Below are 26,485 nucleotides of genomic sequence, written 5' to 3' on the forward strand. Positions count from 1 at the left end.
GCTACGATTTGTCCTTATCCAGCCTGACTTTTTATAATATTCGAGGAAAAATAAATGAACCAGAAATCTTATTTTATAGCTTGTTCTGTACTGATCATCCTATCAAATCTTCTCATATTTTCTCTAGTCAACGAAGGAGAAGGTACAGGAACTAATCTGATAATAATTGTTTCAACCTGTGTCTTGCTGCCAGCCTTTTTACATGCAGTTGAAAATCAGCAGACATCATTGGTTAGGGCAGAATCCTTGCTCCTCATTCAGATGGCAGTGGTTTCCTTAGTCCGTCTCATCAACCGAATAGAGAGGACACCTGAAATCTTACATACAGGCCTCACTCTTCTAGTTTTAGCAAGCTGGCTAGCCTTTCTCGTCCTAGCTATCATGAGAATGTATCAGAAAAAAGGGAAGTAAAGTTAAGTACATTTTGATTTGTTAGGTTTTATTAGGGCAAGCATATTTTCCGTGCTTGCTTTTTTTTTTTCTACAATTTAGGAGGTTTTGACGACCGTTCATGATTTTGGGGAATTAAGGCCGAAAGGAGTGCTATACTAGCAGTGTAAAGGATATAGCTCAACTAAAATAAAGCACACATTTAGGAGGAAAATTTATGAAGAAAAAAATACTTGTCATTTTCATCTTGTATCTAATCATGTCTCCTCTTGGGGATAGTAATTGGTATCATTTATTTTATACCATAGCCTATCTGATTGCAGTTATAATCTATTTTTCTTTAATGAAAAAGAAAGGAGCAAAGAAATGAAAACTATTCTTGCTAAAAAACGGAACATCTTCCTTGCGAGATTGTTCCTAGGTCAGTTGCCTGTACTGATCTCTACTTATTTATTTCTCTCTCGTCAGTTTTTGCAATTTTCCTTAGTTTTTCAATTGCTTTTAGTGGTTGTTAACTTAGCTTCTATTTTGGTGATTGTTTACCTCACTAGGGAAATGAGAGTGAGAAAGTTTGAAGATGATGAGTTGGTCAATCCGAGAACCAATCAACTCATGTTCATCGGATTGACAGGTTTTATGTCTATTATCGGTTTGTATAGAGGTATGACGGCGGCAGAATCCTATCAACAACTGATTGGTTATATTGCTTCTGTTCTCTGCTTAATCATCATGCTGCTGCTCATTTGGGGCTTGAAGTATTATAAAAAGTAGAGGCTAATGAAGTTTTTGCAATTTAAGATGTATCGATGACAATTCAAGATTTGAATGCAAAACCTAAAAAAGCAGTACTATACTGAGTGTGTAAAAGTTACAAGGATACCAATGCTAAACTGAAATAAAGGAGTGATTCTTATGGCGAAAAAAATAATTACGATTGTCATCTTGTATGTAATCATGCAAACTTGTCTTTATCCGCTTAGGGGAAATGAGTGGTATTATGTAATGGATGCACTAGCATACTTTGCTTCGGTTTATATCTTCGTTCACTTCAATAAAAAATGGAGAAAAAGTCACTTTAAATCTTGAACATAGAAGTTTTATAGGTCTGGAATAGATCATCAAAATAAGATGGATGATTTTAAAATAATATCTGCTAAGGATCATCTGTAAAATGCAAAATTCTTGCATCCTTATTTTGATGATTCTAAATGGAGGAATCAAATGAAAAAGTATGTCGAATTGTTAGATTTATTTGCCCGAGTTGTAATAATATTGCTATCTCCTGTTCTTTGTATAAGAGTACTCATGATTTCAACAGAACTCTGGAGACATGTTCTTGTACTGGTAAGTACCCCTGTTACGATCTATAGTCTGCTAAAACATAGACCAGGCAAGAAGAACATAAAAACCCTGTGAGAATCTTAAAAGAAAGATTAAAAAGATGCAAGCAAAATATAAAAATCAAATAGTAGAAGTTTGGGAAATTGGTAAAGATACTCCTAAACCAGGTTGGGTAGAAGACGCCTTGCAAAAGAATTACATAGTATGGCTAGACAATCATGTCCGAATTTTAATGGCAGGACTTCAGTCTTCTCTTGTAACCAATCTCAAAATTGGTCTAGTCGGAACAGCAGGAGGAGGTTTTGCTGGTTATAGTATGTATGTCCTTGGCTATCCAGGAGATTATCTTGACCTCACAAATCATAGAGTGGTATCTGCCGCAACTTTTCATCGAGACTATCAAGTTTTATAAAATGATCGGGTAGAAAAAAGATGATGGTCTATCATTTTGAAAAGAATTGACTGCCTAGATGATGAAAAATATAAAGTTTTTAACAGCAACAAAAGTACACAAGGGTAGATGTATTGGCTTATCAAAGTCATGGTGATAGCTACCGAGACTGAATGCTGGAGGATTAAATGATAATTGATGACAGCTACGATAGCAAAGCTATGAGGGAGTTTCTATGAAAAAATATTCTATTCTTTTCAAAACAAGTGCAGTCCTTTCTTATTTATTTTTGTTTTTCGGATTGTCTTGGACAACCCAATTTTGGAGAAATTATTGGGAGTTCTCGTCTTGGGTAGGAAATCTTATCTGGATTCGAAACATCATCAGTCTTCTCTTTATCGGTTTGATGATGTGGTTCTTGGTTAGGTCGGGCCATGCTTATCTCTTTCGTATCCCTAGGAAAAAGTGGTTGAGTTATTCTGTTCTGACGATGTTAGCAGCTGTCGTTCTTATAAGCTTTAACTATCTGACAGCTAAACATGTTCAGGGGACAAACGAAGGTTGGAATTTGTTTATTGCCTATAGTGAGACAAATTTTGCGGAGTTTGGTGTTTACCTAACCTTAATAGTACTAGGACCTCTGATGGAAGAATTGGTATGTAGGGGACTGCTTCAACATGCCTTCTTTAAGAATTCAAGATGGGGACTGGATATTCTATTTCCGTCAGTTTTGTTCGCCTTACCCCATTTTTCAAGTTTTCCTAGTCTATTAGACCTTCTGGTTTATACAGCAGTTGGATGTATATTTGGTGGTTTGACACGCTATACAAAGACTATCTATCCTTCTTACACGATTCATATTGTTAATAATATCATCGCAAACTTACCATTTTTACTCACTTTTCTACATAGGGTATTTGCATGATGAGAACCAGTTAAAAGCTTGAATTATCAGATTAAGCACAGATTTTTTCCTTACAATTTTCTGCTAAAAAAATTGAATGACCAAGGCTAGGCAGATCTCTCTGCTTGCCTTTTTCTTTTAACAAGATTGGATAAAGGGCTTTTATTTGAGAATCAGGTCTGGACTGGTTGACGAATAGGCTAAAAACTAGTAGAATAGTAAGGAAACTTTATACGGAGGAAAGAAATGGACTTGGGTGATATTGAGCTAACGCTGACCCCTATACCTGGGAAAAGCGGAAAAGCTTATATGGGAAGCTACCCTGATGGGAAGCGCGTCTTTATTAAAATGAACACCTCTCCAATCCTACCTGGTTTAGCCAAGGAACAAATCGCTCCTCAATTATTATGGACTCGCCGTTTATCGGATGGGCGTGATATGTGTGCCCAAGAATGGTTGAATGGTAAAATTTTGACCCCTTATGATATGAATCGCAAGCAGATTATCAATATTTTGAGCCGCTTGCATCGTTCGCGTCCTTTGATGACGCAATTGACTCGTTTGGGCTATTCTTTAGAAACACCTTTTGACTTGCTTCAGGCTTGGTTAAAAGATGCTCCAGAATCCTTGAAGAACAATCAATATCTAAGAATGGTAGTAGAGGATTTGCGAGGAAGTTTGCCAAACTTTAGGGAAGATTATGCAACGATCGTTCATGGAGATGTACGACATAGTAATTGGATTGAGACAGAGAGCGGTCTTGTTTATTTAGTGGATTGGGATTCCGTTCGTTTAACGGATCGCATGTTTGATGTGGCGCATATGCTATGTCACTATATTCCAGACTATCAGTGGAAAGAGTGGTTGACTTATTACGGTTACAAATACAACCAAACAGTCATCAGCAAACTATTTTGGTATGCTCAGTTATCCTTCTTGAGCCAGATTGCCAAATATTATACAAATGAAGATCTAGAAAATGTCAATCGGGAGATTTATGCCTTGCGTATCTTCCGTGACAAGTATGGAAAGAAGAGATGAGAGTTAGAAATCGTAAAGGGGCAACAGAATTACTAGAGGCTAATCTTCAGTATGTTGTCTTAAATCCTTTAGAAGCCAAAGGAAAATGGCGAGACCTCTTTGGAAATGACAATCCTATCCATGTTGAGGTTGGTAGTGGTAAGGGGGCCTTTGTGTCAGGTATGGCCAAGCAAAACCCTAATATCAACTATATCGGGATTGATATTCAAAAGTCTGTTTTGAGTTATGCCTTGGACAAGGTCTTGGAAGTCGCTGTACCCAATATTAAGTTGTTGTGGGTTGATGGTTCTGATTTGACCGACTACTTTGAAGATGGTGAGATTGATCGCTTGTACCTAAACTTTTCAGATCCGTGGCCTAAAAAGCGTCATGAAAAGCGTCGTCTAACTTATAAGAGTTTCTTGGCTACCTTCAAGCGTATCTTGCCTGAACACGGTGAGATTCATTTCAAGACAGATAACCGTGGCTTGTTTGAATATAGCCTAGTGAGCTTTTCTCAATATGGCATGAAACTTAATGGTGTTTGGTTGGACTTGCATGCCAGTGACTTTGAAGGAAATGTCATGACAGAATATGAACAAAAATTCTCAAGTAAGGGTCAAGTTATCTACCGAGTTGAGGCAGAATTTTAAGAACAAGCTTAAAATCAAGCCTTCTGAGTGCTTATGCTTTACATAAGTAGTCAAAAGTGCTATACTGTAAGTAAGAATATGAGAAAGTGAGGCGGGGAAATATCTTCGCCTCTTGCTTATGAGGAGGTGGACGCAATCGCAACTATCGTAGAATTAGTCAGAGAAGTCGTAGAACCTGTCATTGAAGCTCCCTTTGAACTCGTGGATATCGAGTACGGAAAGATTGGCAGTGACATGATTCTTAGTATTTTTGTAGATAAACCAGAGGGAATTACCTTGAACGACACAGCGGACTTGACAGAGATTATCAGTCCTGTCCTAGATACTATCAAGCCAGATCCCTTCCCAGAACAATATTTCCTAGAAATAACCAGTCCAGGCTTGGAGCGTCCTTTGAAAACCAAGGAAGCAGTCGCTGGAGCAGTTGGGAAATACATCCATGTTGGACTTTACCAAGCCATCGATAAGCAAAAGGTCTTTGAAGGAACCTTGCTAGCCTTTGAAGAGGATGAGTTGACTATGGAGTATATGGACAAGGCTCGTAAGAAAACAGTCCAAATCCCATACAGTTTGGTATCAAAAGCACGTTTAGCAGTAAAATTATAGTAAAAGAAAGGAAGCTTTTGAAGATTCAAAAGTGAATAGAAGATGAGTAAAGAAATGCTAGAGGCCTTCCGCATTTTGGAAGAAGACAAGGGAATCAAAAAAGAAGACATCATTGATGCAGTGGTGGAATCACTTCGTTCAGCCTATCGCAGACGCTATGGGCAGTCTGATAGTGTAGCCATTGATTTCAACGAAAAGACAGGTGACTTTACAGTTTATACTGTTCGTGAAGTTGTTGATGAAGTATTTGATAGCCGTTTGGAAATCAGCTTAAAAGATGCTCTTGCCATTAACTCAGCTTACGAGCTTGGGGACAAGATTAAATTTGAAGAAGCACCAGGTGAGTTTGGTCGTGTAGCAGCCCAGTCTGCAAAACAAACCATCATGGAAAAAATGCGCAAGCAAACACGTGCTATCACCTACAACACATACAAAGAGCATGAACAAGAAATCATGTCAGGTACAGTGGAGCGCTTCGACAATCGCTTTATCTATGTCAACCTTGGCAGCATCGAAGCTCAATTGTCAAAACAAGACCAAATCCCTGGTGAAGTCTTTGCTTCTCACGATCGTATCGAAGTTTATGTCTACAAGGTTGAAGACAATCCTCGCGGTGTGAATGTCTTTGTAAGCCGTAGCCATCCAGAAATGATCAAACGCTTGATGGAACAAGAAATTCCAGAAGTCTATGACGGAACTGTTGAAATCATGAGTGTAGCCCGTGAAGCAGGTGACCGTACCAAGGTTGCTGTTCGTAGTCACAATCCTAACGTGGATGCGATCGGAACAATCGTTGGACGTGGTGGTGCTAACATCAAGAAAATTACTAGCAAATTCCACCCAGCTCGCTACGATGCTAAGAGCGACCGTATGGTTCCAATCGAAGAAAACATCGACGTTATCGAATGGGTAGCCGATCCAGCTGAATTTATCTACAACGCAATCGCTCCTGCAGAAGTTGACCAAGTTATCTTTGATGAAAACGACAGCAAACGTGCCTTGGTGGTTGTTCCTGATAACAAGCTTTCTCTTGCGATCGGTCGTCGTGGACAAAACGTTCGTTTGGCAGCTCATTTGACAGGCTACCGTATCGATATCAAGTCTGCAAGTGAGTTTGAAGCCATGGAAGCAGCAGAACAAGCTGACCAGGTAGAAACAGACGAATTGGTCGAAGAATAAGAGCTGATTAGAGGAGGGAAGGATGAAAACTAGAAAAATCCCTTTGCGCAAGTCTGTTGTGTCCAATGAAGTGATTGATAAGCGCGATTTACTCCGTATTGTCAAGAACAAAGAGGGACAGGTCTTTATCGACCCGACAGGCAAGGCTAATGGTCGTGGTGCTTATATCAAGCTAGACAATGCAGAAGCCCTTGAGGCCAAAAAGAAAAAAGTCTTTAACCGTAGCTTTAGTATGGAAGTTGAAGGGAGCTTTTATGACGAGTTGATTGCCTATGTCGATCACAAAGTGAAAAGAAGAGAGTTAGGACTTGAATAAACAAAAAATTGCCAATCTCTTGGGACTTGCTCAGAGAGCAGGGAAAATCATCTCGGGTGAAGAAATGGTCGTCAAGGCTATCCAAGACCAGAAAGTAAAACTGGTATTTCTTGCCCATGATGCTGGTCCCAACCTGGCCAAGAAGATTCAGGATAAAAGTCATTATTATCAAGTAGAAGTTATTACCGTGTTTTCAACACTGGAATTAAGCATAGCAGTCGGAAAATCAAGAAAAGTTTTGGCTGTGACAGATGCTGGATTTACAAAGAAAATGAGGTCTCTTATGGAATAGAAGAGGAGGACATGATTTGTCTAAGAAAAGATTGTACGAAATCGCAAAAGAACTTGGAAAAGAAAGTAAAGAAGTTGTAGCGCGTGCAAAAGAGTTGGGCTTGGATGTAAAAAGCCACTCATCAAGTGTGGAGGAAGCAGCTGCTTCAAAAATCGTAGCAAGTTTTAAACCTGCTCCTGCTCCAAAGGTAGAATCGAAACCTGTGGCTCCAAAACCAGTTGTCACTAAGGAAGAGACAAAACCAGCAGCAACTGTTGCCCCTAAAGAAGAAAAAGTGGCACCAGCAAAACCGCAGAGTCGAAACTTTAAGGCTGAGCGTGAAGCACGTGCAAAAGAGCAGGCTGAACGACGCAAGCAAAATAAGGGCAATAACCGTGACCATCAACAAAATGGGAATCGTCAAAAAAATGATAACCGTAATGGTGGTAAACAAGGTCAAGGCAATCGTGACAACCGTCGATTCAATGATCAAGGTAAAAAACAACAAGGTCAGCAAAATCGTGGGAATGACCGACACCAGCAAGAGGACAAACGTCCAAATCAGGCTGGACCACGCATTGACTTTAAAGCCCGTGCAGCTGCTCTAAAAGCAGAGCAAAATGCAGAATATGCTCGTTCAAGTGAGGAACGCTTCAAGCAGTCTCAAGCTGCCAAAGAAGCCTTGGCTCAAGCAAACAAACGCAAGGAACCTGAGGAAATCTTTGAAGAAGCTGCTAAGTTAGCTGAACAAGCGCAGCCAGTTCAACCAGTAGTTGAAGTAGCTCCTGCAGCTAAAGAACCTGTAGTGGATACACGTCGTAAGAAACAAGCCCGACCAGACAAAGATCGTGATGATTACGATCACGAAGAAGATGGTCCTAGAAAACAACAAAAGAATCGAAGTAGTCAAAATCAAGTGAGAAATCAAAGAAATAGTAACTGGAACAATAACAAAAAGAATAAAAAAGGCAATAAGCAAAACAACCGTAATCAGGCACCAAAACCTGTTACAGAGCGTAAGTTCCATGAATTGCCAACAGAATTTGAATATACAGATGGTATGACCGTTGCGGAAATCGCAAAACGTATCAAACGCGAACCAGCTGAGATTGTTAAGAAACTCTTCATGATGGGTGTGATGGCGACACAAAATCAGTCCTTGGACGGTGAAACAATCGAACTCCTCATGGTAGATTACGGTATTGAAGCTAAACAAAAGGTTGAAGTGGACAATGCTGATATCGAACGTTTCTTTGCTGAAGAGGGTTATCTCAATGAAGATGAACTCGTAGAGCGTCCACCAGTTGTAACGATCATGGGACACGTTGACCATGGTAAAACAACCCTTTTGGATACCCTTCGTAATTCTCGTGTTGCTACGGGAGAAGCTGGTGGTATCACTCAGCATATCGGTGCTTATCAGATCGAAGAAAATGGTAAGAAGATTACCTTCCTTGATACACCAGGACACGCGGCCTTTACTTCTATGCGTGCGCGTGGTGCTTCTGTTACCGATATTACCATCTTGGTCGTAGCGGCAGATGACGGGGTAATGCCTCAGACTATCGAAGCCATCAACCACTCAAAAGCGGCTAATGTTCCAATCATCGTAGCTATCAACAAAATCGATAAACCAGGTGCCAACCCAGAACGTGTGATCGGTGAATTGGCTGAACATGGTGTTATGTCAACAGCTTGGGGTGGAGATTCTGAGTTCGTAGAAATCTCAGCCAAGTTCAACCAAAATATCGATGAACTCTTGGAAACTGTTCTACTTGTGGCTGAAATTCAAGAGCTCAAAGCTGATCCAACAGTTCGTGCCATCGGTACTGTTATCGAAGCTCGTTTGGATAAAGGAAAAGGTGCGGTCGCAACCCTTCTTGTTCAACAAGGTACTTTGAATGTCCAAGATCCAATCGTTGTCGGAAATACTTTTGGACGTGTCCGTGCTATGACCAACGACCTCGGACGTCGTGTGAAGGTTGCAGGCCCATCAACACCAGTATCGATCACAGGTTTGAATGAAGCGCCAATGGCAGGTGACCACTTTGCTGTTTACGAAGATGAAAAATCTGCGCGTGCAGCTGGTGAAGAACGTGCTAAACGTGCTCTTATGAAGCAACGTCAAGCTACTCAACGTGTTAGCCTTGAAAACCTCTTTGATACCCTTAAAGCAGGAGAACTCAAGTCTGTTAACGTCATCATCAAGGCAGACGTACAAGGTTCTGTTGAAGCTCTCTCTGCATCACTTCAAAAGATTGATGTTGAAGGTGTCAAAGTTACCATCGTTCACTCAGCAGTTGGTGCTATCAATGAATCTGACGTGACTCTTGCCGAAGCTTCAAATGCCTTTATCGTTGGTTTCAACGTGCGTCCTACACCACAAGCTCGTCAACAAGCAGAAGCTGACGATGTAGAAATCCGTCTCCACAGCATCATTTACAAGGTTATCGAAGAGATGGAAGAAGCCATGAAAGGGATGCTTGATCCAGAATTTAAAGAAAAAGTTATTGGTGAAGCGATCATCCGCGAAACCTTCAAGGTATCTAAAGTGGGAACAATCGGTGGATTTATGGTTACCAGCGGTAAAGTTACTCGCGACTCTAAAGTCCGTGTCATCCGTGATGGTGTCGTTATTTACGATGGTGCCCTAGCTAGCTTGAAACACTATAAAGATGACGTTAAAGAAGTTACAAACGGCCGTGAAGGTGGTCTCATGATTGACGGCTACAATGATATCAAGATGGATGATGTGATTGAAGCCTACATCATGGAAGAAATCAAGAGATAATAGAGAAACGATAGCCGATTTGACTCGTCGTCAACAACGCCTTGATGAACCCTTAGTTCTATCTATGGCTTGTTTCCTAGATTCAAATGGCTCTAGTTCCTCTATCTACTAGACAAAGCTAGGTCTACTGGCCTAGCTTTTGGTTCAATTGAGAGAAAGGAAAAAGCATGGCAAATCATTTCCGTACGGATCGTGTGGGCATGGAAATCAAGCGCGAAGTCAATGAGATTTTGCAAAAGAAAGTCCGTGATCCGCGTGTCCAAGGTGTGACTATCACTGATGTTCAGATGCTAGGTGACTTGTCTGTTGCTAAGGTCTACTACACTATTTTGAGTAATCTTGCCTCAGATAATCAGAAAGCTCAAGTCGGGCTTGAAAAAGCAACTGGCACCATCAAACGTGAGCTTGGTCGCAATTTGAAATTGTACAAAATTCCAGACTTAACTTTCGTCAAAGACGAATCCATCGAATATGGAAACAAGATTGACGAGATGCTACGCAATCTGGATAAAAATTAAGCTGAAAGAGGGGAGACCCTCTTTTTTGTGTGTCTATAAGTAGTCATTGTCTAATCAGATTAGATGAGTAGAAATCAAGAAAATAAATCTTGGAAATATCATTTATTCCATAAATATGATAAGATAAAGCTTGATACGAATGAAAAACGGAGATAGAGATGGCTAAAGAAGATGTGGCGATGCAAGTGTTGCAACAGGTAGTAAAACTTCCTGTCGTCAAAGTGAACCGGTCAAAATTTTTAATGGATAAATTCTCTAAGGAAGTGGCTTCAAAGGATATTCCTAGATTATTGGAAGAAGGGCCGACAGCTTTATTACCTCAGGAAACCTTAGATCGAGTGGCCAATGCCTGTATTAAAGATAATGTTTTACTGGCAAGTGGGACATCTGTTTTAGCAGGTTTACCTGGAGGTATTGCCATGGCGGTTACAATTCCGACAGATGTAGCCCAGTTTTACGCATTTTCATTGAAACTAGCCCAGGAGCTAGGCTATATTTACGGCTATGATGATCTCTGGGCTTCGCGAAATGAGCTGAGCGAAGAAGCTAAAAATACCCTCTTGCTCTATCTGGGAGTGATGTTGGGAGTAAATGGTGCGGGCGCTCTACTTCGTTCTGGTGGTGTTACAGTTGCTAAGCAAGTGATGAAAATTGTAAACAAAAAGTCTTTGACAAAGACTCTTTGGTATCCAATTTTGGAAAAAGTTCTGAAAATCTTTGGAGTGAATCTGACCAAGTGAGGATTGGCTAAGGGGATGGGAAAAGTTATTCCGATCTTAGGTGGAGTCCTATCAGGTGGCTTAACTTTTGCGACCATGAAACCCATGGGAGAAAGATTGCAAAAAGAATTGTCCAAATTGATTAACTACGATGAAGCACAATATCAAAGAGATGTTGCCACTATCCAAAAAGAGGTTGAAATCATCGAAGGAGAATGACATGGGGATCATAACAGTACTGGCCAAAACCTACGGTAATTATCTTCTTACAAGGCAAGCTTTAAAAGTTGCAGAAACCATAAAAAAAGATGAAAACACAGTAGTTAGTTTGGCGAAATTAGTTCTCGTAGATAAGCTTATGGATACAGCTACTTGGTTGATGAAACCGGAGGATAAAGAATGAAATCTTTTTGGAGGTTCTTTACTCTTCTTTTTATAACACCAATTGTTGGTCTGATAAAAATTCTCTGGTTTTTAGTCTCTTTCGCCTTCCAATTACTGTTCTATAAGATTCTTTTAAAGATCATAGACTGGTTTTTCAAATTTCTCTGATGATCATGGTAAGGATAAGACTTTGAGGTTTTACTAGGAAGAGTCTATATAATTAGAAATAATGAAGTTATACGAAATAAACTAGCAAGTCTTCTACTGCTAGTTTTTTAATCTTTGCCCTTGTGGTATAATAAAAGAGAAAAAACTGTTAGAGAATATGATGGAGGTTATGATGGACAATATCATTGATGTATCTATTCCTGTTGCGGAAGTGGTGGACAAGCATCCAGAAGTTTTAGATATCCTAGTAGAACTTGGTTTTAAACCTCTTGCAAATCCTTTGATGAGAAATACAGTCGGACGAAAAGTATCGCTCAAACAGGGGTCTAAGCTCGAGGGAACTCCTATGGATAAGATTGTACGCACACTTGAAGCGAATGGTTACGAAGTGATTGGATTAGACTAATGACAGATGAACGAATTCATGTCCTACGGGATATTTTATTAGAATTGCATAATGGAGCCTCCCCTGAATCCGTTCAGGAACGCTTTGATGCAACCTTTACAGGTGTATCAGCTATCGAGATTTCCCTTATGGAGCACGAGTTGATGAACTCGGACTCAGGTGTGACCTTTGAAGATGTCATGGAGCTCTGTGATGTCCATGCCAATCTCTTTAAAAATGCTGTTAAGGGTGTCGAAGTTGAAGATACAGAGCATCCTGGTCATCCTGTGCGTGTCTTTAAAGATGAAAATCTAGCCCTCCGTGCGGCCTTGATTCGTGTTCGTAGATTATTAGATACATATGAGTCTATGGAAGACGAGGAAATGCTTGCGGAGATGCGTAAGGGTTTGGTTCGGCAGATGGGACTTGTAGGTCAATTTGACCGTCATTACCAGCGCAAGGAAGAGCTCTTCTTTCCTATTATGGAGCGTTATGGGCATGATTCGCCACCAAAAGTCATGTGGGGAGTGGATGACCAGATCAGGGAACTTTTTCAGAAAGCCTTGGCGACAGCCAAGTCCCTACCAGAAGTGTCCATTAGCACTGTAAAGGCTGATTTTGAGGCTTTTGCGACTGAATTTGAGAGTATGATTTTCAAGGAAGAATCTATCCTCCTCATGATTCTACTAGAATCCTTTACCCAGGATGATTGGATTCAGATTGCTGAGGGAAGTGATGCTTATGGCTATGCCATTATCCGTCCGTATGAGAAATGGGTTCCTGAACGTAAAAGCTTTGTTGAGAAGAAAAGTGTAGAAGAGCCAAGTCAGCCAGAAACTGTAGAAGGCCAAGTTCAGAAGGTTATCGACACGCCAGAAGGTCAGTTTACTATCACCTTCACACCTAAGGAAAAGGAAGCGGTAGTAGATCGCCATAGTCAACAGGCTTTTGGTAATGGCTATCTCTCAGTCGAGCAGGCTAATCTTATTCTCAACCATCTGCCAATGGAAATTACCTTTGTTAATAAGGATGATATTTTCCAGTATTACAATGACAATACGCCAGCGGATGAGATGATTTTCAAGCGGACACCGTCTCAAGTCGGGCGAAATGTTGAGCTTTGTCACCCACCCAAGTACCTTGATAAGGTAAAGACCATTATGAAAGGTCTTCGTGACGGGGTCAAGGACAAGTACGAGATGTGGTTCAAGTCCGAGTCACGAGGTAAGTTTGTCCATATCACCTATGCTGCAGTACACGATGAAAATGGAGAATTTCAAGGAGTCTTGGAGTATGTTCAGGATATCCAGCCTTACCGTGAGATTGATACAGACTATTTCCGTGGATTAGAATAAGGAGAAAAAATGAGTTACGAACAAGAATTTATGAAAGAATTTGAAGCTTGGGTCAATACCCAGATTATGATCAATGATATGGCGCTCAAGGAAAGCCAAAAGGTCTATGAAGAAGACCAAGATGAGCGTGCTAAAGATGCCATGATTCGCTATGAAAGCCGCTTGGATGCCTACCAGTTCTTGCTAGGCAAATTTGAAAACTTCAAGGCAGGCAAGGGTTTCCATGACTTGCCAGAGGATTTGTTTGGTCAGAGACATTATTAAGAACTATAAAAAAAGTGTGGTCTATAAACCGCACTTTTTACATATGATGGGTATGCTTGGTAATCCATTGTTCTGTTTTTATTTTTAACCAAAATGAATAGATTCCAAAAGTGATAATCGTCAGTAAGAACCATTTGATCCAATTTCCAAATAACTGGGTGCCAGTTCCATCAAAATATAAACGTTGACCATCGATGACAGTATGTCTGACTTTCCAACCTTGCATAAAACAAACGGCCCAAGGTGTGGCAATTCCTAGAGTTAAGCTGATGATGAAAAAAGCGACAATCCAGTGCCCGATAAAGCTGAGTAATCCACCGTCAAAATAACTTTATTTGTTCATATAGAATCTCCTTAGAATTTTATGGATAAGTAAATCATTACTTTGAGGTATTGTACCATAGGAGGAGATAGGAATCAATATTTCTTGAAATGAGGCACTATAGTTCAAACGAAAATAGCATTCACGATTTGTCCTACTTATCTTTTTGTGTTACAATGTTAGCATGAAAACGAAAAATATCATTAAAACAGGTTTGGCATTAGTAGGCCTCGGAGCACTTGTTTTTGGAGCTAAGAAAGTAGCCGATGATCACAAACTCATGAAAACGCAGGAAGAGTTGACCGCTATTGTGCGTGACTCCTTTTCAGAGATGGGTGAAATTGCGACTCTCTATGTCCAAGTCTACGAAAGTAGCTTAGAGCGTCTCGTTGGTGGTGTCATTTTTGAAGATGGTCGTCACTATACCTTTGTCTATGAAGATGAAGATCTCATCTATGAGGAGGAAGTCTTATGATAATTCCTCATAGTTTGGAAGAATTAGCTAATCTAGTTGAACAGGATGGTAAGAAGGTCTTCCTTTTTGTTGCGGATTGGTGTGGCGATTGTCGTTATATCTACCCTGCCTTGCCAGAGATTGAAGAATCAAATCCAGAGTTTACCTTTATACGAGTAGACCGTGATGAGTACATGGACTTAGCCAAACTTTGGGATGTTTACGGGATTCCAAGTCTTGTTGTCTTAGATAAGGACAAGGAGATTGGGCGCTTTGTCAATCGTGACCGTAAAACCAAGGCACAAATTAACGACTTTTTAGCAGGATTAAAATAGGAGAAAAGAAAGAATGATTTTTACATATAACAAAGAACATGTTGGTGATGTCCTTATGGTCATCGTGAAAAACAGTGGCGATGCCAAACTAGATGTTGAACGTAAAGGCAATGTGGCGCGTGTTTTCCTAAAGGAAACAGGTGAAACTGTTGCTTGGAATATTTTTGAAGTTTCTAGCTTATTCGAAATTGAGGAACGTGGCCAAGTATTCTTGACAGACGACCAAGTAGCTCGTTTGAACCAAGAATTGCAAGCTCAAGATTTTACCGAAGAGATTATCAATGACAAGGAACCGAAATTTGTCGTTGGTGAAATTGTAGAGATGGTGGCACATCCAGATAGTGATCACTTGAACATCTGTCAAGTTGCTGTTGGAAATGATAAGACAGTGCAAATCGTGGCAGGTGCTCCAAATGCGCGTCTTGGTTTGAAAACCATTGTAGCTCTTCCGGGAGCTATGATGCCAAAAGGGAATCTCATTTTCCCAGGGGAACTTCGTGGGGAAAAGAGTTTTGGGATGATGTGCAGTCCTCGTGAACTTGCCTTACCAAATGCTCCACAAAAGCGTGGTGTCATTGAATTGTCCGAAGACCAAGTTGTTGGAACTCCATTCGATCCGTCTAAACACTGGATAGCTTAAATTTGTTCAGTTAGATAGGAGAAAGTAAGATGGCAAAAAATGTTGTGATCACAGGTGCAACATCAGGTATTGGTGAAGCAATTGCGCGCGCCTATCTAGAAAAAGGTGAGAATATCGTTCTCACAGGACGTCGAAGAGAAAGACTTGAAGCTCTCAAAACTGAGTTCGCAGAAGTCTTTCCAAATCAAAAAGTCTGGACCTTTCCCCTTGATGTGACCGATATGACAATGGTTAAGACTGTTTGTTCAGAAATTCTAGAAACTGTAGGACGGATTGATATCTTGGTCAATAACGCTGGACTTGCTTTAGGTTTAGCACCCTATCAGGACTATGAAGAGTTGGATATGCTGACCATGCTGGATACCAATGTCAAGGGCCTGATGGCTGTTACTCGTTGTCTCTTGCCTTCTATGGTGACTGCAAATCAAGGCCATATCATTAATATGGGTTCAACCGCAGGTATTTACGCTTACGCTGGTGCAGCAGTCTATTCAGCAACCAAGGCTGCAGTCAAAACATTTTCAGATGGACTACGGATTGATACCATCGCAACGGATATCAAGGTGACAACCATTCAGCCAGGAATCGTAGAGACTGACTTTTCTAAGGTCCGTTTCCATGGAGATGAGGCACGGGCGGCGACGGTCTATCAGGGGCTCGAAGCCTTACAGGCGCAAGATATCGCAGATACTGTGGTTTATGTGACCAGCCAACCTCGTCGTGTACAAATCACAGATATGACCATCATGGCCAATCAACAAGCAACTGGATTTATGATTCACAGAGATTAACATTATTTAAAAAAGTTACAAATTTTGTAACTTTTTTTGATTTCCTTCGAATAGATAAGTAGGAGGATGAAAAATGTATAATAAAGTTATTATGATCGGACGTTTGACGTCTACACCAGAATTGCACAAAACCAACAATGACAAGTCCGTTGCACGAGCAACTATCGCAGTAAATCGTCGTTACAAAGACCAAAACGGGGAACGTGAAGCAGACTTCATCAATATTGTAGTCTGGGGCAAGCTTGCTGAAACCTTGGCGAGTTATGGTAGCAAAGGCAGTCTCATTTCTGTGGATGGGGAACTTCGTACCCGTAAGTTTGAGAAGAATGGCCAGACCAACTATGTAACAGAAGTTCTCTGTACAGGTTTCCAACTCTTAGAAAGTCGCGCCCAACGTGCTATGCGTGAAAATAATGCTGGACAAGACTTAGCAGATTTGGTCTTGGAAGAAGAGGAACTTCCATTTTAATATCAATCAAATAGAAGAGCTGGTTCGCCTATAGACCAGCTTTTTCTATTGTTTTTGTAGTATTGTTCGGAAATTAATTCTTAAATAGGTCAAATAAATGCACTTGTACAATAAAATCAAGCACTTTTTTTGAAAAAGTAGTAGAATAAAGTAATATATATTCAAAATTTTCAGAAAAGGAATGAAATTTGACGAAAAATAAAGAGAAAATAGAATTGTTGAAATGGCTGATAAAGCGTCTATTACTGCTGATTCCAGTGGTCTGTGTTCTCTTATGGGTTTTCGGCCGTTGTCAAACAAGTGGCATCAAGGATCAGACTAAAATTGGTGTCACCTATATGACCATGAACAATGGGTTCTATAAAAGTATTCATTCGGAAATTAGTCGAATTGCCGATGAAAGAGGAGCTCTTGTTTACGTCCGAGATCCAGAATTGGATGAAGAAAGACAGAGCCAACAGATTGATGATTTTTGTGCTCAAAAAGTTGATATGATAGTGATCAATCCGGTCAAGGGGGATAGCCAGTCAATTTTAACTGCTCTTGAAAAAGCTAGAAAACAAGGAATTAAAATCATTGCGGTCGATACCCAACTGAAGAATTTTAAGCCAGATGCAAGTATTGTATCCGATAACTACCAAGCGGGAGTATTGATTGCTAAAGAGTTGATGAAACGTTCTTCTAGTGCTCGAGTCCTCCTTTTGGAACATAAGGGGACTGTTTCAGCAGATACGCGGATTCAGGGGTTTAAAGACACTATAGAGGGGCACAGTTCTTATCAGATTGTATCGGAACTAGAAACCAAGGGGCAAACGGAAATCGCCATGCCGGCTGTCCAGAATTTTTTACAATCAGGGGTTGAAATTGATACCTTGGTTGCCTTAAATGACCGCTCAGCTATAGGAGCTCTGGCTGCAATTAAGGAGCAAGGAATAACTTACCCCATTGCGATTTATGGAATCGATGGTTCACCAGATATGAAATCTTTGTTGCACTCGACGGATGATGTTGTGGGAACCGTTGCTCAGTCTCCTTTGAAGATGGGAGACCGCGTGATGGAGGTCATTCAAGATATTGCTGAAGGGAAGAGCTATACCAAAGAGGTGAGCATTCCAGTTGAAATGATGACAAAGGAAAACATTGATCAGTTTGATGTGAATGGGTGGCAGTAATGAGAAAGTTTAGAGGTGTTCGATACAGTTTGGCCATTCTTATGGTCGTCAATTTTATCGCTGTTATGCTAAACAGTATCATCTATCTTCAAGCAACCAACTATATCATAGCTCAACGCCAAGCTTCTCTATTATTAGAGCGCCTAGAGCGTATTCCCTTTGCTCCATCTACGACTTTTTGGTTGTCTGCAGTTTTGTTTGCTGGGATTGCTTTGATATCGATGAGTCGATATCGGCCTCAAACGAATCGATGGTCTATTTTTGATAAGAGGAATATTCTGGAGATTCTCCTGATGCTGCTTCTGATGTGGGTTCAAAATGTAGCTTATAACGGGCTCATTCTCTTGGTTTTTGCGGATATCTTCTATGGTTCCAAAGAGTTGAATACCAAGAGAGATCGGAAGTATTGGTTTGCCTTTATCCTAGTGAGCTTCTTGATGCTCCTTGTGACAAATTCAGATGTCTTTTCGCTTTTCTTCCCGATTCCGTCCTTAGATGTCTATATTCATTTTTATCCTGAATCTATCCGCATTCTGGCCTTTTTCTTAAAGAATTCCCTTTATGCCTCGAATATGGTACTCTTCATTATTTCACTTTTGTTTTATATTATGAACGTCCTTGCGGAAAACCACGAAGTAGAGGAAGAATTGGCTATGGTGTCCAAGGTTAATACGGAGTTGAACAATTATATGGCCTTGTCTGAGAAGATTGCAGAGGATCGGGAGCGTAAGCGGATTGCTCGTGAGATTCATGATACTTTGGGGCACGCACTAACAGGCATCTCAGCAGGTTTAGATGCTGTTGGGGTCTTGATCGATATCGATCCAAATCGAGCAAAAGAGCAGGTGAAAAACGTATCAGAAGTGGTCCGTGAAGGAATCCAAGATGTGAGAGGTTCTCTTAATCGTCTTCGTCCGGGAGCCCTTGAGGGACGAACTCTCAAAGATGCTTTAGAAAAGACCATCCGCGAGTATCAAATTCTTTCCAACCTACAAGTTGATCTAAACTATGAATGGATAGATGTCGATATGGATGTCATGATTGAAGATACGATCTTTCGTGTGATTCAAGAGTCTATGACCAATGCGGTTCGCCACGGTCACGCCAGCCAACTAAAACTCCATTTTTTTGAGGATAAAGAGAATTATTTGATCGCTTTGCAAGATAATGGAGTTGGGTTTGAAACCTTAACATATGGTTATGGACTCAAACAGATGATGGAGCGTATTTCAATTCTAGGAGGCCAGCTTCAATTTGAAAGTCGCGATGGATTTTTCACACGTGTCAGTTTACCAAAATATAAAGAGGGGAGATAAGATATGGTGATAAAAGTAATGGTGGCAGATGACCAAGCCTTGATTCGAGAATCTTTGAAAATTATTTTGTCGGCTCACTCCGACATCGAAGTTGTAGCTACAGTGGAAGATGGGAATCATGTCTTGTCCAGTATTCCACAGACGCATCCGGATCTGATCCTGATGGATATTCGGATGCCAGGCATGGATGGGGTTTTGGCTACAAAAGAAGTAAAAGAACACTATCCGGATATCAAAATTATTATTTTAACAACTTTTGACGATGATGAATTTATCTATAGTGCACTCAAGTATGGTGCTTCAGGATATCTCTTAAAGGGAGCCTCTACAGAAGAGCTCTATGAGGCTATTAAGGTGGTGCATCAGGGTGGAGCTATGATCAATCCCAATATCGCAAGCAAGGTCTTTCAGATCTTCTCTCAAATGGCCAAATCGAATTTCTCTATTGCTGTGGATGAGGACAACGTCAAGGATTTGAGCATGACAGAATGGCGAATTATTCAAGAAGTCGGCTATGGCGAGTCAAACAAAGAAATTGCTGCCAAACTTTTCTTGTCAGAAGGAACTGTGCGCAATTACTTATCAACGATTTTGGCGAAATTAAACCTAAGAGATCGAACGCAATTAGCAATTTGGTCAGTTCAAACAGGAGTGACTAGACGCGATTTTTCAAAAGGAAATACGGAATGAAATTAAACCGAAAGCATCTTTGTTGGGGAATCGTTCTCCTTTTTGTGCTCTCTTTGAGTACTGGTTTTTATTGGTGGAAACAACAACCGATCGTGCTCCATATAGGCGTTTATGCAGGATCTAGTTGGGATGTACCGACCAGTCAACGCTCCCATGCTTTGGATCTTGCGATTCAAAAATTTGAAAAGTCCCATCCTAATGTCCGTGTGGAATATGAAAATGGGATTCCACAGTCGGATTATTCAGACTGGCTCTCAGAAAAGATTGTTTCAGGAAAGACGCCGGATGTGTTTATGGTTTCTGAGCAAGATCTGTCCTTATTGGCGGCACGTGGCGTTCTAGAAAAGTTAAATGGCTATATGAATCAAGAAGACCAAGCTGCATTTTATCCTGTTGCATTTGAATCAGGTGTCTATCAGGGGCAATCCTATGCCTTACCTTATGAAAGTAATCCTATTTTGATGTGTGTCAATAAAGATTTGCTGGACAAAGAAGGCATTGAGGTTCCCAAGGAAGGTTGGAGCTTGGAAGAGTTCTATACAATTTGTAAAAAACTAACCAAAGATACCAATGGAGATGGTCAATTGGATCAGTTTGGGAGTACAGAATATACCTGGAAAGAAGCTTTGGCAGCAAATGGGGGTAGTCTTTTTCAAGGAGGGATGCTCAAACTTACGGCTCCAGAAGTCAAAGAGTCTTTGACTTTTTTACAAAAATTGGAAGAGTTGAATAAGAACTATAAGGTGAGTTCCAAAGATTTTGACCAGGGGAAAGTCGCTTTTTATCCCATGACTTTGGCTCAATATAGAACCTATAAACCTTATCCTTACCACGTTTCTAAATATTCAAACTTTACCTGGACCTGTATCCCTATGCCTGCTAAGTCAAAAACTACCAAGGCGACTTTGGTTACGACGACTTCTTTTGCCATGTCTGCTCGGACTCCTCATTCCAAGTTAGCTTGGGAATTGATGCAATTGTTGACAGAAGATCCAGAAATTCAACAACTCCTCTTTGCTCAATCTCAAGGGATTTCCGTTATGCCACAGGTGGTCCAAAGTCAATCTAGTAAAGATCTTCTACAGGTAGATGATTTTGGCACGGATTCCTTGACCAATCAGACCTTGAATCGTATCATGGAACAAGCTGTTGAAAGTAGTCCCAAGAATGTCTCTAAAGAAATGTTGGAAAAGCTGGATTACTTGATTGGCAATGCTTTGCGCGATCAAGATGTCGAGAACCGCTTGCCTCAAATTCAGAGGGAAATTGAAAGTAGTCTTCAGGTAGGAGATTAAAGAAAAATAAGATGACATTGTGTCAAGTGACAGATGTCATTTTTTTGTTGCTAAATGTCATGTTTATCATGTGACATTTGACAATGTAAAAGCGCTTCCAAATATTCTACAATAGAGTCAAATAAAGGAGGTGTAGCAAAATGAAATATCTCATTTTAGTCAGTCATGGTGGATTGGCAGAAGGACTAAAAACATCGCTAGCTATGTTTGCTGGTGACAAGATAAATCAGGTCATCGCAGTTGGACTCAAAGAAGGAAAATCAGTCGATGAATTTGCAGTTGATTTTAGAGAGAGCATTTCAGAATTGACAGCAGATGATTCTGTGCTGGTCTTGGCAGACATTGTAGGTGGTAGTCCATTAACCACGGTAGCTACTGTCCTAGAAGAAGCTGGAAAGCTAGATGGAGCTTTGATCCTTGGTGGGATGAACCTGACCATGGCCCTGACAGCAGTTGTGATGAAGGATGTGTTGGATGGAGACGATTTGTCAGCAACTATCTTATCAGAAGCACAATCTGCACTACAACCTTTTGAAGTTTCAGCCACTAGTGCTGAAGAAGATGATGACGATATTTAATAGGGAGGTACCTTATGGTAGTAACATTTGTACGGATTGATGACCGCATGATTCACGGTCAAACAGTCACACGCTGGGCAAAAGAAAAACCATGTGATGGTTTGATTGCCGTAAACGATGCAGCAGCATCAAACAAGGTTTTGATCCAAGCTTACAAAGGCGCATCAGACAAGAAAACCTTTGTATGGACAAAAGAAGCCTTTAAAGAAAAGTCAGCAAAAGTAACGGAATCTGACAGTCGGTACTTCTTGATTACCAAAAACCCAATCGATATGAAGGAAATTTTGGTGGATCAAGGTTTTGTCCCAGGAGATGTTAAAGAAATCATCGTTGGCCCTGCAAATGATCGTCCTGGTGCAGTGAAATTGGGCAATAACCAATCCATCACCCAGGAAGAAGCAGAAGCCTTTCAGGCAATTCAGGCAGCAGGTTACAAGGTTAAATTCCAATTGTTGCCGGATGTTTCAATTGGTTACTGGGATGATTTCAAATCTAAATTTGGTTTTTAAACCTAACAGTTTTATTAGTTAGGTAAATAAATATACAAACATAAGGAGCGTTTGTTATGACAATTTCATGGATTCAAGCAATCTTGCTTGCTGTTTTCGCCAGCTTGTCTTCAATGCCTGGTATGGGAGGTTCCAGTATCGGGAACTATACACTCGGTCGTCCCTTGATCGGTGGGTTGATTTCAGGTTTAATTCTTGGAGATGTGACAACCGGTATTATGGTCGGGGTTGCCCTTCAAGTTGTTTATATCGCCTTGGTAACACCTGGTGGAACCGTATCTGCCGATGTTCGTGCCATCTCTTATATCGGTGTTCCTCTTGCTATCTTGTTTGTGCATGCAAATCACATCACAGACGAAGCTGGAATTGCCGCAGCTGCAGCCCCAATCGGTGCAGCCGTTGGGACAATCGGTACTGTTCTTTTCTACGGTACAGCTACAATGAACTTGCTTTGGCAACACATTGGTTGGAAAGCCGTTGAAGAAGGAAACTTCAAAAAACTTTACGCAGTTGACTGGGTTTATCCTTGGATTTCTCACTTCCTCTTCTCTTTCCTTCCAACTATGATTATCACTAAATATGGTGAAAACATGGTTGATTTGATGAAACTTTACCTGCCTATGGATGGTTTCTGGATGAAAGCCCTCTTTACAGTCGGAGCTCTTCTCCCATGTGTCGGTATTGCTATCTTGTTGAAACAAATTGTTACAAAAGCAACTGACTTCATTCCATTCTTTGTTGGATTTACCTTGGCTAAATCTCTCGGCTTGAACTTGGTAGCTAGTGCGGTTGTTTCATTGATCTTTGCAGTAATCTACTATGAACTTGAAGTGATTAAATCTATGAAAGCTGCTCCGGCTGGGGTTGTTTACGTAGACGATGATGAGGAGGATATTTAAAATGGCTGATAGAAAGAAAATTTCAAAGAAAACATTAGCAAAAGCATTTCATCATTGGTATTATGGTCATTTGACTTGTTTCTCTCAAGAACACATGCAAACCTTTGGGTACTTGACTTCTATGCTTCCAATCGTAGAAGAAATGTATGATACAAAAGAAGAACAAAAAGATGCTATGCAAACCTATACTGCCTTCTTCAATACTGAACCACAACTTGGCTCTCTCGTTGTAGGGATTACGGCTGGTTTGGAAGAAGCGCGTGCAAACGGAGATGCAGTGGATGGTGAAACCATCAATGGTATGCGTGCCGGTTTGATGGGGCCAATCGCTGGTATCGGTGACTCTTTGGTCGTTGGGACCTTGATTCCAGTTCTTTTGGGGATCGCCCTGGGTCTCTCTAAAGGTGGTAACATCGCTGGTGCTATCTTCTACATCATCGTATGGAACCTCTTAGTATACTTTGGTATGCGCTTTGCCTTCTTTAAAGGGTATCAATTAGGGGATAAAGCCGTTGAATTCCTAGTAGGACCAAAAGGACAAGCCCTTCGTAAAGCAATCAGCGTTGTCGGCGGTATGGTTATCGGTGCGGTAGCAGCAACTTGGGTATCTGTTACAACAGCTCTTCAATTCGAGAATTCTGAAGGAAAAGTCTTCTTAAATATCCAAGAAAAGATTGATGGTGTTTATCCAGGTCTCTTGACAGCAACTTTCATCACTATTTGCTGGTGGTTAATGTCTAAGAAAAAAGTTTCACCAAACAAAGTTATGTTGCTTCTAGTTGTTGTCGCTTTGGTCGGTGTTGCTCTAGGTATCTTTGACCCACATCTTAATTACTAAGCTCAAGAAAAGCACATACTTACTAGTAGAAAATTTTGAGAATGAAGTAGACTAACCTCCTTCTCTTACCCTTCATTCTCAATTTTTGTCAGGAGGATCCTCATGGTTACAAAACAAGAACTTGTTAATGGATATGAAACAGAAATTAAGTATCAACGTCATATGATTGAAAATCTTGGCCGTTGGTTCAGCTTACTCTTTATCATTGCCAGTATAGGTATGGTCTTGATTTATCTCTTTCATAAAAGCTTCCTCCCAATCTTAATTTTCGGAATTTTACTTGCCTTGGTTGGAATATTGGGAATGGTGGTTTTTGGATATGGTATCTATCGAGGACGGATCAATCTCCAAAAAGTCGTCGATGATTTTAATCGAAAGTTAATAATTCTAAAGTGATCTTTAAGGAACATCTCATTCATTTTGAGGTGTTTTTTTCTTGACTATTTCTGACTAAGTGATACAATAGAACTATGGTTTAGCACTCGTTTGCAAAGAGTGCTAACGATATGATTATGTTATGGAGGAAAGCAGATGTTGAAACCATTAGGAGACCGTGTGGTCTTGAAAATTGAAGAAAAAGAACAAACTGTTGGAGGCTTTGTCCTTGCAGGATCAGCCCAAGAAAAAACAAAAACAGCTAAAGTAGTTGCTACTGGACAAGGTGTTCGCACCTTGAGCGGTGAACTAGTCGCTCCAAGTGTAAAAGTTGGAGATCAGGTTTTGGTTGAAGCTCATGCAGGTATCGAGGTCAAAGATGGTGACGAAAAATATGTCATCGTGGGTGAAGCTAACATCTTAGCAATCGTTGAAGAATAAGAGGAGGAAGTAAGTATGTCAAAAGAAATTAAATTTTCATCTGATGCACGTTCAGCAATGGTCCGTGGTGTTGATATCCTAGCTGATACGGTTAAAGTAACCTTGGGACCTAAAGGTCGTAACGTTGTTCTTGAAAAATCATTTGGTTCACCATTGATTACCAATGATGGTGTGACCATCGCTAAAGAAATCGAACTAGAAGACCATTTTGAAAATATGGGTGCCAAGTTGGTGTCAGAAGTGGCTTCTAAAACCAATGACATCGCTGGTGACGGGACAACTACTGCAACAGTCTTGACACAAGCAATTGTTCGTGAAGGAATCAAAAACGTTACGGCTGGCGCAAACCCAATCGGTATCCGTCGTGGGATTGAAGCAGCAGTTGCAACTGCTGTAGAAGCCTTGAAGAACAATGCCATTCCAGTATCAAGCAAGGAAGCTATTGCACAAGTCGCTGCCGTATCCTCTCGTTCTGAAAAAGTAGGTGAGTACATCTCTGAAGCCATGGAAAAAGTTGGCAAGGATGGAGTCATCACCATAGAAGAATCACGTGGGATGGAAACAGAGCTTGAAGTTGTAGAAGGAATGCAATTTGACCGTGGTTATCTATCACAGTACATGGTCACTGACAATGAAAAAATGGTTGCAGACCTTGAAAATCCATACATTTTGATTACAGATAAGAAGATTTCAAATATCCAAGAAATCTTGCCACTACTAGAAAGCATCCTTCAAAGCAGTCGTCCCCTCTTGATTATTGCTGATGACGTTGACGGTGAAGCTCTTCCAACTCTTGTTTTGAACAAGATCCGTGGAACCTTCAACGTCGTTGCTGTTAAGGCGCCTGGATTTGGTGACCGTCGTAAGTCTATGCTGGAAGATATCGCGATTTTGACAGGTGGTACAGTCATTACAGAAGATCTTGGTCTTGAATTGAAAGATGCTACCATCGAAGCGCTTGGTCAAGCAGCTAAAGTGTCTGTTGATAAAGATAGTACAGTCATTGTAGAAGGTGCAGGTAATCCTGAAGCAATTGCTAACCGTGTTGCTGTCATCAAATCACAAATTGAAACAACAACTTCAGAATTTGACCGTGAAAAACTCCAAGAACGCTTGGCTAAGTTGTCAGGTGGGGTAGCAGTTATCAAGGTCGGAGCTGCGACTGAAACAGAATTGAAAGAAATGAAACTCCGCATCGAAGACGCCCTCAATGCGACTCGCGCAGCTGTTGAAGAAGGAATCGTTGCAGGTGGTGGTACTGCCCTTGTTAATGTTATCTCTGCTGTTGCTGCCTTGGAATTAGAAGGCGATGAAGCAACAGGTCGCAATATTGTTCTTCGCGCCTTAGAAGAGCCTGTTCGTCAAATCGCTTATAATGCAGGGTATGAAGGTTCAATTGTTATTGATCGTTTGAAAAATGCAGAACTTGGAACAGGCTTCAATGCTGCAACAGGTGAATGGGTCAACATGATTGAAGCAGGAATTATCGATCCTGTTAAGGTTAGCCGTTCAGCCCTTCAGAACGCAGCTTCAGTAGCAAGCTTGATTCTAACAACAGAAGCAGTCGTAGCTAACAAACCAGAACCAGCTGCACCAGCGCCAGCTATGGATCCATCTATGATGGGTGGTTACTAATAAATAAATAAAAACAGGTAGAATGAAAGATTTCTACCTGTTTCTTTTGAATTACTCAAAAAGAGGAAGCT

34 protein-coding genes and 1 pseudogene are annotated in these 26,485 nt (G+C 40.7%); 34 read left to right on the forward strand and 1 reads right to left on the reverse strand.

Features of this window, described 5'->3' with window-relative positions; all coding sequences use genetic code 11:
• Window positions 1-54 precede the first annotated feature (54 nt).
• The 18 genes and pseudogenes from TZ96_RS08095 to TZ96_RS08195 all read left to right on the forward strand — a co-directional run bounded on the left by TZ96_RS08095 (window position 55) and on the right by TZ96_RS08195 (window position 13,655).
• Window positions 55-411 (forward strand): hypothetical protein, encoded by a 357-nt coding sequence (locus tag TZ96_RS08095; RefSeq protein ID WP_045763648.1) that lies wholly within the window; start codon window positions 55-57, stop codon window positions 409-411.
• Between the two features lie 196 nt (window positions 412-607).
• On the forward strand, window positions 608-760 hold the full coding sequence (locus tag TZ96_RS10710) for a hypothetical protein (protein WP_045763649.1): 153 nt from the start codon (window positions 608-610) through the stop codon (window positions 758-760).
• On the forward strand, window positions 757-1,161 hold the full coding sequence (locus TZ96_RS08105; RefSeq protein ID WP_045763650.1) for a hypothetical protein: 405 nt from the start codon (window positions 757-759) through the stop codon (window positions 1,159-1,161). The genes TZ96_RS10710 and TZ96_RS08105 overlap by 4 nt, the downstream gene beginning before the upstream one ends.
• A gap of 670 nt (window positions 1,162-1,831) precedes the next feature.
• Entirely contained in the window at window positions 1,832-2,143 is a 312-nt protein-coding gene (locus TZ96_RS08115) for a hypothetical protein (RefSeq protein WP_045763652.1), read from the forward strand.
• A 214-nt stretch (window positions 2,144-2,357) separates the two neighbouring features.
• Complete coding sequence (locus TZ96_RS08120; RefSeq protein ID WP_045763653.1) at window positions 2,358-3,047, forward strand: CPBP family intramembrane glutamic endopeptidase; 690 nt, start codon at window positions 2,358-2,360, stop codon at window positions 3,045-3,047.
• A gap of 225 nt (window positions 3,048-3,272) precedes the next feature.
• Window positions 3,273-4,067 carry a cell cycle regulator CcrZ gene (ccrZ, locus tag TZ96_RS08125; protein WP_045763654.1) on the forward strand — a complete coding sequence of 265 codons (795 nt, stop codon included), beginning with the start codon at window positions 3,273-3,275 and terminating at the stop codon, window positions 4,065-4,067.
• A complete protein-coding gene (gene trmB, locus TZ96_RS08130) occupies window positions 4,064-4,699 on the forward strand; it encodes a tRNA (guanosine(46)-N7)-methyltransferase TrmB (RefSeq protein WP_045763655.1) in 636 nt (211 codons plus the stop codon). Before ccrZ ends, trmB begins: the two co-directional genes overlap by 4 nt.
• Window positions 4,700-4,825: 126 nt before the next feature.
• Window positions 4,826-5,305, forward strand: coding sequence for a ribosome maturation factor RimP (gene rimP, locus TZ96_RS08135; protein ID WP_045763656.1), 480 nt, complete (start codon window positions 4,826-4,828; stop codon window positions 5,303-5,305).
• Window positions 5,306-5,347: 42 nt separating this feature from the next.
• A complete protein-coding gene (nusA, locus tag TZ96_RS08140) occupies window positions 5,348-6,484 on the forward strand; it encodes a transcription termination factor NusA (protein WP_000032287.1) in 1,137 nt (378 codons plus the stop codon).
• A gap of 22 nt (window positions 6,485-6,506) precedes the next feature.
• Window positions 6,507-6,800: an RNase P modulator RnpM gene (gene rnpM, locus TZ96_RS08145; protein ID WP_045763657.1), complete on the forward strand. Its 294-nt coding sequence runs from the start codon at window positions 6,507-6,509 to the stop codon at window positions 6,798-6,800.
• Window positions 6,793-7,092, forward strand: a complete 300-nt coding sequence (locus TZ96_RS08150) for a YlxQ-related RNA-binding protein (RefSeq protein WP_001041383.1) — start codon at window positions 6,793-6,795, stop codon at window positions 7,090-7,092. Before rnpM ends, TZ96_RS08150 begins: the two co-directional genes overlap by 8 nt.
• A gap of 16 nt (window positions 7,093-7,108) precedes the next feature.
• Complete coding sequence (gene infB, locus TZ96_RS08155; protein ID WP_045763658.1) at window positions 7,109-9,862, forward strand: translation initiation factor IF-2; 2,754 nt, start codon at window positions 7,109-7,111, stop codon at window positions 9,860-9,862.
• Window positions 9,863-10,029: 167 nt separating this feature from the next.
• The gene (gene rbfA, locus TZ96_RS08160; protein WP_001273602.1) at window positions 10,030-10,380 is read left to right on the forward strand and encodes a 30S ribosome-binding factor RbfA; all 351 of its coding nucleotides are present in this window, start codon (window positions 10,030-10,032) and stop codon (window positions 10,378-10,380) included.
• A 158-nt stretch (window positions 10,381-10,538) separates the two neighbouring features.
• Window positions 10,539-11,318 (forward strand): annotated as a pseudogene (locus tag TZ96_RS08165) (hypothetical protein).
• A 1-nt stretch (window position 11,319) separates the two neighbouring features.
• Entirely contained in the window at window positions 11,320-11,502 is a 183-nt protein-coding gene (locus TZ96_RS08175) for a hypothetical protein (protein WP_045763661.1), read from the forward strand.
• Window positions 11,503-11,823: 321 nt separating this feature from the next.
• Window positions 11,824-12,057: a DUF1858 domain-containing protein gene (locus TZ96_RS08185; RefSeq protein ID WP_000368732.1), complete on the forward strand. Its 234-nt coding sequence runs from the start codon at window positions 11,824-11,826 to the stop codon at window positions 12,055-12,057.
• Window positions 12,057-13,391 (forward strand): DUF438 domain-containing protein, encoded by a 1,335-nt coding sequence (locus TZ96_RS08190; protein WP_045763663.1) that lies wholly within the window; start codon window positions 12,057-12,059, stop codon window positions 13,389-13,391. The genes TZ96_RS08185 and TZ96_RS08190 overlap by 1 nt, the downstream gene beginning before the upstream one ends.
• A 9-nt stretch (window positions 13,392-13,400) precedes the next feature.
• Complete coding sequence (locus tag TZ96_RS08195; RefSeq protein ID WP_045763664.1) at window positions 13,401-13,655, forward strand: DUF1912 family protein; 255 nt, start codon at window positions 13,401-13,403, stop codon at window positions 13,653-13,655.
• Between the two features lie 37 nt (window positions 13,656-13,692).
• On the opposite strand, the gene TZ96_RS08200 is transcribed toward TZ96_RS08195, so the two are convergent.
• Window positions 13,693-13,956 (reverse strand): DUF898 domain-containing protein, encoded by a 264-nt coding sequence (locus TZ96_RS08200; protein ID WP_241768504.1) that lies wholly within the window; start codon window positions 13,954-13,956, stop codon window positions 13,693-13,695.
• A gap of 205 nt (window positions 13,957-14,161) precedes the next feature.
• Here TZ96_RS08200 and TZ96_RS08205 point away from each other — a divergent pair, with 205 nt between their 5' ends.
• The 16 genes from TZ96_RS08205 to groL all read left to right on the forward strand — a co-directional run bounded on the left by TZ96_RS08205 (window position 14,162) and on the right by groL (window position 26,414).
• Window positions 14,162-14,452, forward strand: a complete 291-nt coding sequence (locus TZ96_RS08205) for a DUF4651 domain-containing protein (protein WP_045763665.1) — start codon at window positions 14,162-14,164, stop codon at window positions 14,450-14,452.
• Window positions 14,449-14,766, forward strand: coding sequence for a thioredoxin family protein (locus TZ96_RS08210; protein ID WP_000586527.1), 318 nt, complete (start codon window positions 14,449-14,451; stop codon window positions 14,764-14,766). The genes TZ96_RS08205 and TZ96_RS08210 overlap by 4 nt, the downstream gene beginning before the upstream one ends.
• Window positions 14,767-14,779: 13 nt before the next feature.
• Complete coding sequence (gene ytpR, locus TZ96_RS08215; RefSeq protein ID WP_045763666.1) at window positions 14,780-15,406, forward strand: YtpR family tRNA-binding protein; 627 nt, start codon at window positions 14,780-14,782, stop codon at window positions 15,404-15,406.
• Between the two features lie 29 nt (window positions 15,407-15,435).
• Window positions 15,436-16,197: an SDR family NAD(P)-dependent oxidoreductase gene (locus TZ96_RS08220; RefSeq protein ID WP_045763667.1), complete on the forward strand. Its 762-nt coding sequence runs from the start codon at window positions 15,436-15,438 to the stop codon at window positions 16,195-16,197.
• 73 nt (window positions 16,198-16,270) lie between these two features.
• Window positions 16,271-16,666 carry a single-stranded DNA-binding protein gene (locus TZ96_RS08225; RefSeq protein WP_000282453.1) on the forward strand — a complete coding sequence of 132 codons (396 nt, stop codon included), beginning with the start codon at window positions 16,271-16,273 and terminating at the stop codon, window positions 16,664-16,666.
• A 188-nt stretch (window positions 16,667-16,854) separates the two neighbouring features.
• On the forward strand, window positions 16,855-17,838 hold the full coding sequence (locus TZ96_RS08230) for a substrate-binding domain-containing protein (RefSeq protein WP_000164670.1): 984 nt from the start codon (window positions 16,855-16,857) through the stop codon (window positions 17,836-17,838).
• On the forward strand, window positions 17,838-19,154 hold the full coding sequence (locus TZ96_RS08235; protein ID WP_045763668.1) for a sensor histidine kinase: 1,317 nt from the start codon (window positions 17,838-17,840) through the stop codon (window positions 19,152-19,154). Before TZ96_RS08230 ends, TZ96_RS08235 begins: the two co-directional genes overlap by 1 nt.
• A 6-nt stretch (window positions 19,155-19,160) precedes the next feature.
• Window positions 19,161-19,844 carry a response regulator transcription factor gene (locus tag TZ96_RS08240; RefSeq protein WP_045763710.1) on the forward strand — a complete coding sequence of 228 codons (684 nt, stop codon included), beginning with the start codon at window positions 19,161-19,163 and terminating at the stop codon, window positions 19,842-19,844.
• The gene (locus TZ96_RS08245) at window positions 19,841-21,139 is read left to right on the forward strand and encodes an ABC transporter substrate-binding protein (RefSeq protein WP_045763669.1); all 1,299 of its coding nucleotides are present in this window, start codon (window positions 19,841-19,843) and stop codon (window positions 21,137-21,139) included. The genes TZ96_RS08240 and TZ96_RS08245 overlap by 4 nt, the downstream gene beginning before the upstream one ends.
• 140 nt (window positions 21,140-21,279) lie before the next feature.
• A complete protein-coding gene (locus TZ96_RS08250; RefSeq protein WP_045763670.1) occupies window positions 21,280-21,717 on the forward strand; it encodes a PTS sugar transporter subunit IIA in 438 nt (145 codons plus the stop codon).
• A gap of 14 nt (window positions 21,718-21,731) precedes the next feature.
• A complete protein-coding gene (locus TZ96_RS08255; protein WP_000261775.1) occupies window positions 21,732-22,226 on the forward strand; it encodes a PTS system mannose/fructose/N-acetylgalactosamine-transporter subunit IIB in 495 nt (164 codons plus the stop codon).
• A gap of 56 nt (window positions 22,227-22,282) precedes the next feature.
• Complete coding sequence (locus tag TZ96_RS08260; RefSeq protein ID WP_006151610.1) at window positions 22,283-23,125, forward strand: PTS mannose/fructose/sorbose/N-acetylgalactosamine transporter subunit IIC; 843 nt, start codon at window positions 22,283-22,285, stop codon at window positions 23,123-23,125.
• Window positions 23,109-23,963, forward strand: a complete 855-nt coding sequence (locus TZ96_RS08265) for a PTS system mannose/fructose/sorbose family transporter subunit IID (RefSeq protein ID WP_045763711.1) — start codon at window positions 23,109-23,111, stop codon at window positions 23,961-23,963. The genes TZ96_RS08260 and TZ96_RS08265 overlap by 17 nt, the downstream gene beginning before the upstream one ends.
• A gap of 102 nt (window positions 23,964-24,065) precedes the next feature.
• Window positions 24,066-24,359 (forward strand): hypothetical protein, encoded by a 294-nt coding sequence (locus TZ96_RS08270; protein ID WP_045763671.1) that lies wholly within the window; start codon window positions 24,066-24,068, stop codon window positions 24,357-24,359.
• A 135-nt stretch (window positions 24,360-24,494) separates the two neighbouring features.
• Entirely contained in the window at window positions 24,495-24,779 is a 285-nt protein-coding gene (gene groES / locus TZ96_RS08275; RefSeq protein ID WP_045763672.1) for a co-chaperone GroES, read from the forward strand.
• A 15-nt stretch (window positions 24,780-24,794) separates the two neighbouring features.
• Window positions 24,795-26,414, forward strand: coding sequence for a chaperonin GroEL (gene groL / locus TZ96_RS08280; protein ID WP_045763673.1), 1,620 nt, complete (start codon window positions 24,795-24,797; stop codon window positions 26,412-26,414).
• The last annotated feature ends 71 nt before the right edge of the window (window positions 26,415-26,485 follow it).

The sequence above is a fragment of the Streptococcus infantis genome (assembly GCF_000963255.1).
Classification (GTDB): domain Bacteria; phylum Bacillota; class Bacilli; order Lactobacillales; family Streptococcaceae; genus Streptococcus; species Streptococcus nidrosiense.

Bases quoted from the DNA above. Each gene is read 5' to 3' on its own strand.
- TZ96_RS08250 (WP_045763670.1), top strand. From the start codon at position 21,280: ATGAAATATCTCATTTTAGTCAGTCATGGTGGATTGGCAGAAGGACTA.
- nusA (WP_000032287.1), top strand. From the start codon at position 5,348: ATGAGTAAAGAAATGCTAGAGGCCTTCCGCATTTTGGAAGAAGACAAG.
- TZ96_RS08195 (WP_045763664.1), top strand. From the start codon at position 13,401: ATGAGTTACGAACAAGAATTTATGAAAGAATTTGAAGCTTGGGTCAAT.
- TZ96_RS08245 (WP_045763669.1), top strand. From the start codon at position 19,841: ATGAAATTAAACCGAAAGCATCTTTGTTGGGGAATCGTTCTCCTTTTT.
- TZ96_RS08105 (WP_045763650.1), top strand. From the start codon at position 757: ATGAAAACTATTCTTGCTAAAAAACGGAACATCTTCCTTGCGAGATTG.
- ytpR (WP_045763666.1), top strand. From the start codon at position 14,780: ATGATTTTTACATATAACAAAGAACATGTTGGTGATGTCCTTATGGTC.
- TZ96_RS08260 (WP_006151610.1), top strand. From the start codon at position 22,283: ATGACAATTTCATGGATTCAAGCAATCTTGCTTGCTGTTTTCGCCAGC.
- TZ96_RS08220 (WP_045763667.1), top strand. From the start codon at position 15,436: ATGGCAAAAAATGTTGTGATCACAGGTGCAACATCAGGTATTGGTGAA.
- ccrZ (WP_045763654.1), top strand. From the start codon at position 3,273: ATGGACTTGGGTGATATTGAGCTAACGCTGACCCCTATACCTGGGAAA.
- TZ96_RS08255 (WP_000261775.1), top strand. From the start codon at position 21,732: ATGGTAGTAACATTTGTACGGATTGATGACCGCATGATTCACGGTCAA.
- TZ96_RS08120 (WP_045763653.1), top strand. From the start codon at position 2,358: ATGAAAAAATATTCTATTCTTTTCAAAACAAGTGCAGTCCTTTCTTAT.
- TZ96_RS08235 (WP_045763668.1), top strand. From the start codon at position 17,838: ATGAGAAAGTTTAGAGGTGTTCGATACAGTTTGGCCATTCTTATGGTC.
- TZ96_RS08265 (WP_045763711.1), top strand. From the start codon at position 23,109: ATGAGGAGGATATTTAAAATGGCTGATAGAAAGAAAATTTCAAAGAAA.
- TZ96_RS08205 (WP_045763665.1), top strand. From the start codon at position 14,162: ATGAAAACGAAAAATATCATTAAAACAGGTTTGGCATTAGTAGGCCTC.
- TZ96_RS10710 (WP_045763649.1), top strand. From the start codon at position 608: ATGAAGAAAAAAATACTTGTCATTTTCATCTTGTATCTAATCATGTCT.
- TZ96_RS08210 (WP_000586527.1), top strand. From the start codon at position 14,449: ATGATAATTCCTCATAGTTTGGAAGAATTAGCTAATCTAGTTGAACAG.
- groL (WP_045763673.1), top strand. From the start codon at position 24,795: ATGTCAAAAGAAATTAAATTTTCATCTGATGCACGTTCAGCAATGGTC.
- TZ96_RS08270 (WP_045763671.1), top strand. From the start codon at position 24,066: ATGGTTACAAAACAAGAACTTGTTAATGGATATGAAACAGAAATTAAG.
- groES (WP_045763672.1), top strand. From the start codon at position 24,495: ATGTTGAAACCATTAGGAGACCGTGTGGTCTTGAAAATTGAAGAAAAA.
- TZ96_RS08225 (WP_000282453.1), top strand. From the start codon at position 16,271: ATGTATAATAAAGTTATTATGATCGGACGTTTGACGTCTACACCAGAA.
- rnpM (WP_045763657.1), top strand. From the start codon at position 6,507: ATGAAAACTAGAAAAATCCCTTTGCGCAAGTCTGTTGTGTCCAATGAA.
- rbfA (WP_001273602.1), top strand. From the start codon at position 10,030: ATGGCAAATCATTTCCGTACGGATCGTGTGGGCATGGAAATCAAGCGC.
- TZ96_RS08185 (WP_000368732.1), top strand. From the start codon at position 11,824: ATGGACAATATCATTGATGTATCTATTCCTGTTGCGGAAGTGGTGGAC.
- TZ96_RS08190 (WP_045763663.1), top strand. From the start codon at position 12,057: ATGACAGATGAACGAATTCATGTCCTACGGGATATTTTATTAGAATTG.
- TZ96_RS08175 (WP_045763661.1), top strand. From the start codon at position 11,320: ATGGGGATCATAACAGTACTGGCCAAAACCTACGGTAATTATCTTCTT.
- TZ96_RS08095 (WP_045763648.1), top strand. From the start codon at position 55: ATGAACCAGAAATCTTATTTTATAGCTTGTTCTGTACTGATCATCCTA.
- trmB (WP_045763655.1), top strand. From the start codon at position 4,064: ATGAGAGTTAGAAATCGTAAAGGGGCAACAGAATTACTAGAGGCTAAT.
- TZ96_RS08115 (WP_045763652.1), top strand. From the start codon at position 1,832: ATGCAAGCAAAATATAAAAATCAAATAGTAGAAGTTTGGGAAATTGGT.